Raw genomic sequence first — 6,149 nt, 5'->3', positions numbered from 1 at the left:
AGCCGAGCCTGAGCCGCGTCCGAACCCGCACCCGAAACCCGAAACCCGAGACACCCATCCCGCATTCCGGACGAAGTGTCCGCCCACTGGATATCCGGCGTACGCTCGACGGAGTCATAACTCTCTGAAGGAGCGAGGCGAGCGAAGATGCCCGAGCTGAGGTCCCGCACAGTCACCCACGGCCGCAACATGGCGGGCGCCCGCGCCCTTATGCGCGCCTCCGGTGTACCGGGTGCCGACATCGGGCGGAAGCCGATCATCGCCGTCGCGAACAGCTTCACCGAGTTCGTGCCCGGCCACACCCACCTCCAGCCGGTCGGCCGCATCGTCAGCGAGGCCATCACCGCCGCCGGAGGCATCCCGCGCGAGTTCAACACGATCGCCGTCGACGACGGCATCGCGATGGGCCACGGCGGCATGCTGTACTCCCTCCCCTCCCGCGACCTCATCGCGGACTCGGTCGAGTACATGGTCGAGGCCCACTGCGCCGACGCCCTGATCTGCATCTCCAACTGCGACAAGATCACCCCGGGCATGCTGAACGCCGCCCTGCGGCTCAACATCCCCACGGTCTTCGTCTCCGGCGGCCCGATGGAATCCGGCCGGGCCACCCTCGTGGACGGCACGGTCCGTACGCTCGACCTGGTCGACGCGATCTCCGACGCCGTGAACGAGAAGATCTCGGACGAGGACATCCTCCGTATCGAGGAGAACGCCTGTCCGACCTGCGGTTCCTGTTCCGGCATGTTCACGGCCAACTCGATGAACTGCCTCGCGGAGGCCATCGGCCTCGCCCTCCCCGGCAACGGCTCGGTCCTGGCCACGCACACGGCCCGCAAGGCCCTGTACGAGAACGCCGGCCGCACGGTGATGGACATCACCCGCCGCTACTACGAGCAGGACGACGAGACGGTCCTGCCGCGCAACGTCGCCACCTTCGCGGCCTTCCAGAACGCCATGGCGCTCGACATCGCGATGGGCGGCTCGACCAACACGATCCTGCACCTGCTGGCCGCGGCCCAGGAGGCGGGCGTCGCGTTCGACCTGGACGACATCAACGAGGTCTCGCGCCGCGTCCCGTGTCTGGCGAAGGTCGCGCCGAACGTCGCCAAGGACCGCACGTACTACATGGAGGACGTGCACCGGGCCGGCGGCATCCCCGCCCTCCTCGGCGAGCTGCACCGCGCCGGCCTGCTCAACGAGGACGTGAACTCGGTTCACAGCTCGTCCCTCGCGGACTGGCTGAAGACCTGGGACGTGCGCGGCGGCTCCCCGTCGCCGGAGGCCCTGGAGCTGTGGCACGCGGCACCGGGCTGCGTCCGTTCCGCCGAGGCCTTCTCCCAGTCGGAGCGCTGGGAGGCCCTGGACGTGGACGCCGCCGGCGGCTGCATCCGCAGCGCTGAGCACGCGTACTCCAAGGACGGAGGCCTGGCGGTCCTCAAGGGCAACCTCGCCGTCGACGGCTGTGTCGTGAAGACGGCCGGCGTCGACGAGTCGATCTGGACCTTCGAGGGCCCCGCGGTCGTCTGCGAGTCGCAGGAAGAGGCCGTCGAGAAGATCCTCAACAAGCAGATCACGCACGGCGACGTCGTCGTCATCCGCTACGAGGGCCCCAAGGGCGGCCCCGGCATGCAGGAGATGCTCTACCCGACCTCCTTCCTCAAGGGCCGCGGCCTCGGCAAGACCTGCGCCCTGATCACGGACGGCCGCTTCTCCGGCGGCACCTCGGGCCTCTCCATCGGCCACGCCTCCCCCGAGGCGGCCTCCGGCGGCACGATCGCCCTCGTCAACAACGGCGACCGCATCCGCATCGACATCCCGAACCGCACGATCGAACTGCTGGTCCCGGACGACGAGTTGGCGGCCCGCCGCGACGCCCTGAACGGCGTCTACGCCCCCGTTTCCCGCGAGCGCAAGGTCTCCGCCGCCCTGCGCGCGTACGCCGCGATGGCGACGAGCGCCGACAAGGGCGCGATCCGGGACGTGTCCAAGCTGGGCTGACGCCGGCACAACCGCACGAAAGGGCCGCTCCTGAGGAGCGGCCCTTTTTCATTCATGCTCTTCCCGTACGCGCCTCACGTGCCGTACGGGTGCCGGCCGGCGCGCGTCACCAGCCGGCCGGGTCGGCCGCGTCCACGGCGAAGACGGAACCGTCGGGCGCACTCGCGTAGACGCGTCCGCCGGCGGCGACGGGGGCGGACAGCGCGGCCGCGACCGTGTCCGAGGCCGCGCTGAGCCGTGGCGGCGTCTGCCCCGCGAGTTTCCCCGTACGGGCGTTCACCGCGAGCAGCCGTCCGTCGGCGCCGGTGAAGTACACGTACCGTCCGTCGGCGGCCGGCGCCGAGCCGAAGCTCACGCCCGTCTCCAGCCGCCAGAGCTGCTTCCCCGCCTTCAGATCCACGGCGATCAGCGAGCCGCCGCCGCCCGTCAGATAGACGGTGTTCCCGCGCACCACACCACCGGCCCGCTGGACCGGAACGGCCACCGCGACCTTGCGCGAGGCCCCGGTCGCCGGGTCGTAGTCGACGACGGCGACGGTGTCCCCGTACACGGAGTCGAGGGCGGCGAAGAACACGGAGGCGCCGTCGGCGGTGGTGCCGATGGGCCTCAGCAGCCCGTCCAGCTTGTCCTGCCAGCGCACGTCACCCGTAGCGGGGTCCAGCGCGGCGACCCGGGTACGCGCCCCGCCCCCGGCCTCGCCGGTGGCGTACGCGAGCTGGTCGCCGGCGAAGGAGAACAGCTGCGGGCCGCTCAGACCGGCGACGCGCCGGTTCCACCTGCTGACGCCGGACGCGCTGTCGACGCCGGTGACCTTTCCGTCGGCGCCGGTGACGAGGGCCATACCGCCGGCGTACCCGAGGCCGGTGTGGCCGGGCATGGTCTCCTGCCAGCGGGTGGCGCCGGTACCGGGATCGAGCGCCTCGAGGCGGGGTCCGCCGTCCAGCGAGGGGTGCACGAGCCCGCCCGACAGGACCGGCGGGTGGCTCGGAATGAGGGTGGCGTCGATCGGGTGCCGCCACAGGACGGTGCCGTCGGCGGGGTCGACGGCGGTGACGAGGCCCTTCTGGGCGCAGAACAACTTCCCGCCGCCGTACGAGCAGTGGGGCATACCGGCGTTGCCGTCGCTGTCCGGGCGCACCGCCCAGGCCCGGAACTTGGCCGCCGCCGTCGTCGAACCGGCGCTTGTGGAACCGCCCTTGGGCGGCCCGGTGACCGGATCACCGCCGAACACCTGCACCGAGGTGAACACGCCCCCGGCGGCGAGAACGAGCGCTCCCGTGGCGAGAAGGACGCGCTTGCGCAGCCGCCGCCGATCCGAACGCCCAGCGGGAGACGGTGAGTTGGAGGAAGAGGAGCCGGTATCGGGGGGAGCGGGGTCGGCTGACGCGGGCTGAGAGGAAAGGGAAGGACGGCTGCCGCGTCGCTCCTCGGGTTCGAACGTCTGGGTGTCGTAGGAGGCGGCGATCGACCGCAGCTCCCGCATCAGTTCGTCCGGCGTGGGCCGGTCCTCGGGCTCCTTGGCGAGACAACTCAGGACCAGCGGGGCGAGGTTCGCCGGTACGCCGGCCAAGTCGGGCTCGTCGTGCACGACTTGGTAGGCGACGACGTACGGACTGTCGGAGTCGAACGGCCCGCGTCCGGTCGACGCGTGCACCATCACCGACCCCAGGGCGAAGATGTCGGCGGCGGACCCCACCTCGCGCGGACGCCGGAACTGCTCGGGCGCCATGAAGGGCGGCGTACCGATCAACTTGCCGGTCTCGGTGCGCAGTTCGCTGTCCTTCGGCCGAGAAATGCCGAAGTCGATGACCTTCGGACCGTCCTCGGCGAGCAGCACGTTGCTGGGTTTCAGATCCCGGTGGACGACACCGACCCGGTGGATGTCCCGCAGTGCCTCGGCGAGCCCGGCCATCAGCCGCCGCAACTGACCAGCACTCATGGACCCGTTCCGCTTCACCTCGTCGGCGAGGGTCGGGCCGGGAATGAACAGGGTGGCCATCCAAGGCCGTTCGGCGTCGGCGTCGGCATCGACGACGGGCGCGGTGAAGGCACCGCTGACCCGCCGGGCGGCGGCGATCTCCTGCCGGAACCGCCCCCTGAACTCGGGGTCCTCGGCGAACTCGCCGTGTACGACCTTGACGGCGAGCTTCATCCCGGAGGTACTCCGGGCCAGGTGCACCACGCCCATGCCGCCGGAACCCAGCCGTGACTCCAGACGGTACTGACCGGCGTACTCCGGATATTCCGCTTCCGCGCCGGTTCCGGAGTTCCGCTGTGGCGTCAAGGACTCACCCCCGTGTTGTTCGGCCGCGCGCGCGACGCACGGAGCCTAGTCGATGAGCCGCACGGGACAGAGGCGGCTTGCTGACGTCGGTGTACGAGTTCCGTACATGTGTTTCATGGCGTGTTTTAGGGGTATCACCCGGACCCCATGGCAGTCATGGGGACCAACGGGGGAGGATTTTTCATGTCCACAGACCACATCGGGGAGAGAACGGCCGAGGGCGCGGGCGGGACGGAGCTGAAGATCGCGGCGGCGACCACGTCCGTCCGCTACTACTCGGTCGCCCCCGGCTACCGCCTCAACGTCCGCAGCGGCCCCGGTACCGGCTACACCCTCGTCCGCGTGCTGTCCGAGGGCGCCAAGATCCCGATCTACTGCCAGCGCCCCGGCGAGTCCATCGCCGGTCCGTACGGTACGTCGAACATCTGGGACAACATCGACAACGGCGAGTACGTCTCGGACGCGTACGTCCTGACAGGCAGCGACGGCTACGTGGCAGTGCACTGCTCCTGACCCAAGAGGCCGCCCCGGGCACCGGTACCGCCATACGGTGCCGGCGCCCGGGTTGGCCATAATCGAACGGTGAGCGACAAGACCAAACCCCGACCCGAACCCCGCCCTGAACCCCGCCCCGAGCCCCTCCGCTTCTTCGGCACGACGTGGGTGGAGCGCGACGCCGGCTACACGGCCCGCCGGGTGGGAGTGGCCGCGGGTGCGCTGACAGCGACGATCGCATCGCTGCTCATCCTGCGGTTCGCGTACGAGGGGCTGCGCATCGCGGCGGTAGGAGGCCTCGTCACTCTCCTGGTCCTGGTGATGTTCGCGGCGTGCAGCGCACTGGCGTTCGGCCACACCTGGGGCGCGTTCACGAAACGCCCGGACCCGGCCCGCCAGGCCTCTCTCCGGGGCCTCCTGACGATCGGCTTCGTAGGCTCCCTGACCGCCTACTTCCTCCGCTCCCTGAAAGAGGCCCCCGGCGAGACCCTCCACCGCCAGGAGTACGAGGCGTCCCGCACCCGACACACCCGCCAGTCAACCCGCCGAACAGGCAACCCAGCAAAAAAACAAAGGCACGCATAGAAAAGCGGCAACGCCATAGAACGCCTGGCCGCCCCCCCCCTCACCCCCCCACCGGCTCCCGCTTCGCAGACATCGGCGCCGGCACCGGCATATCCACCGCCCTCCTCCACGCCCGCGGCGCCCACGTGATCGCCGTAGAGCCCGGCGCCGGCATGGCATCCCAGTTCCGCCGCACGCTCCCCGACGTCCCGATCGTCCGAGGCAGCGGCAACGCCCTCCCCCTGGCCGACGCCTCCGTCGACTTCCTCACCTACGCCCAGTCCTGGCACTGGACCGACCCGGACCACGCCGTCCCGGAGGCCCTCCGGGTCCTGCGCCCAGGAGGCGCACTCGCCCTGTGGTGGAACACGTACGCCCTGGACGTCCCGCGGATCACCGCCCCGGCGAACCGCATCCAGTACTTCTTCGGCATCGAGCCGACCGCGGACACCAGCGGCGCCCCCAGCCGCGCAGCGGACCCTGCCCCTTAACCCTCCTCGCACCCCACCGCCGCACGCCCCCGCGCGGCGGCCCACCCCTCCAGGGCCGCCGCACACGCATGATCCACATGGCGAAGCCCACCCAACTCCAGCCGCACTTCCCGCCCAGGCGGCAAAGCCCTCAGCCCACCCGGCGTCTCCACCTCCAGGCCTTCCAGGTCATCCAGCAACTTGGGCAACCGCAGAAACGTGGCATGCCCGACGACCCGGACGACAACAACGCCGTCCCCGCGCTCACCGATCTCCACCCGCACATGACTGACATCCCAGGCGGTCTTCCCCACGGCAAGCGCAAGCCCGACCAC

Annotated in this window: 4 protein-coding genes and 2 pseudogenes; 4 read left to right on the top strand and 2 right to left on the bottom strand. The window is 70.5% G+C overall.

Annotated features, from left to right (window positions below):
* Positions 1-147 precede the first annotated feature (147 nt).
* Positions 148-2,001 carry a dihydroxy-acid dehydratase gene (gene ilvD, locus ADL01_RS15975; protein WP_053742665.1) on the top strand — a complete coding sequence of 618 codons (1,854 nt, stop codon included), beginning with the start codon at positions 148-150 and terminating at the stop codon, positions 1,999-2,001.
* 106 nt (positions 2,002-2,107) lie between these two features.
* Here ilvD and ADL01_RS15970 read toward each other — a convergent pair whose 3' ends face one another.
* Positions 2,108-4,285 (bottom strand): serine/threonine-protein kinase, encoded by a 2,178-nt coding sequence (locus tag ADL01_RS15970; protein ID WP_053742664.1) that lies wholly within the window; start codon positions 4,283-4,285, stop codon positions 2,108-2,110.
* Between the two features lie 183 nt (positions 4,286-4,468).
* Here ADL01_RS15970 and ADL01_RS15965 point away from each other — a divergent pair, with 183 nt between their 5' ends.
* From ADL01_RS15965 to ADL01_RS15955, 3 genes and pseudogenes are all read left to right on the top strand, one after another.
* Positions 4,469-4,798, top strand: a complete 330-nt coding sequence (locus ADL01_RS15965; RefSeq protein WP_053742663.1) for an SH3 domain-containing protein — start codon at positions 4,469-4,471, stop codon at positions 4,796-4,798.
* Positions 4,799-4,867: 69 nt separating this feature from the next.
* The gene (locus tag ADL01_RS15960) at positions 4,868-5,365 is read left to right on the top strand and encodes a hypothetical protein (RefSeq protein ID WP_053742662.1); all 498 of its coding nucleotides are present in this window, start codon (positions 4,868-4,870) and stop codon (positions 5,363-5,365) included.
* A 44-nt stretch (positions 5,366-5,409) separates the two neighbouring features.
* Positions 5,410-5,826 (top strand): annotated as a pseudogene (locus tag ADL01_RS15955) (class I SAM-dependent methyltransferase); the annotation flags it as partial.
* 5 nt (positions 5,827-5,831) lie between these two features.
* On the opposite strand, the pseudogene ADL01_RS46170 reads toward ADL01_RS15955, so the two are convergent.
* A pseudogene (locus ADL01_RS46170) lies at positions 5,832-6,149 on the bottom strand (hypothetical protein); the annotation flags it as partial.

The organism is Streptomyces sp. NRRL WC-3618 (assembly GCF_001280005.1).
Lineage (GTDB): Bacteria > Actinomycetota > Actinomycetes > Streptomycetales > Streptomycetaceae > Streptomyces.
The sequence above is the reverse complement of the archived record's forward strand: the minus strand, read 5'-3'. Positions and strand labels throughout refer to the sequence as shown.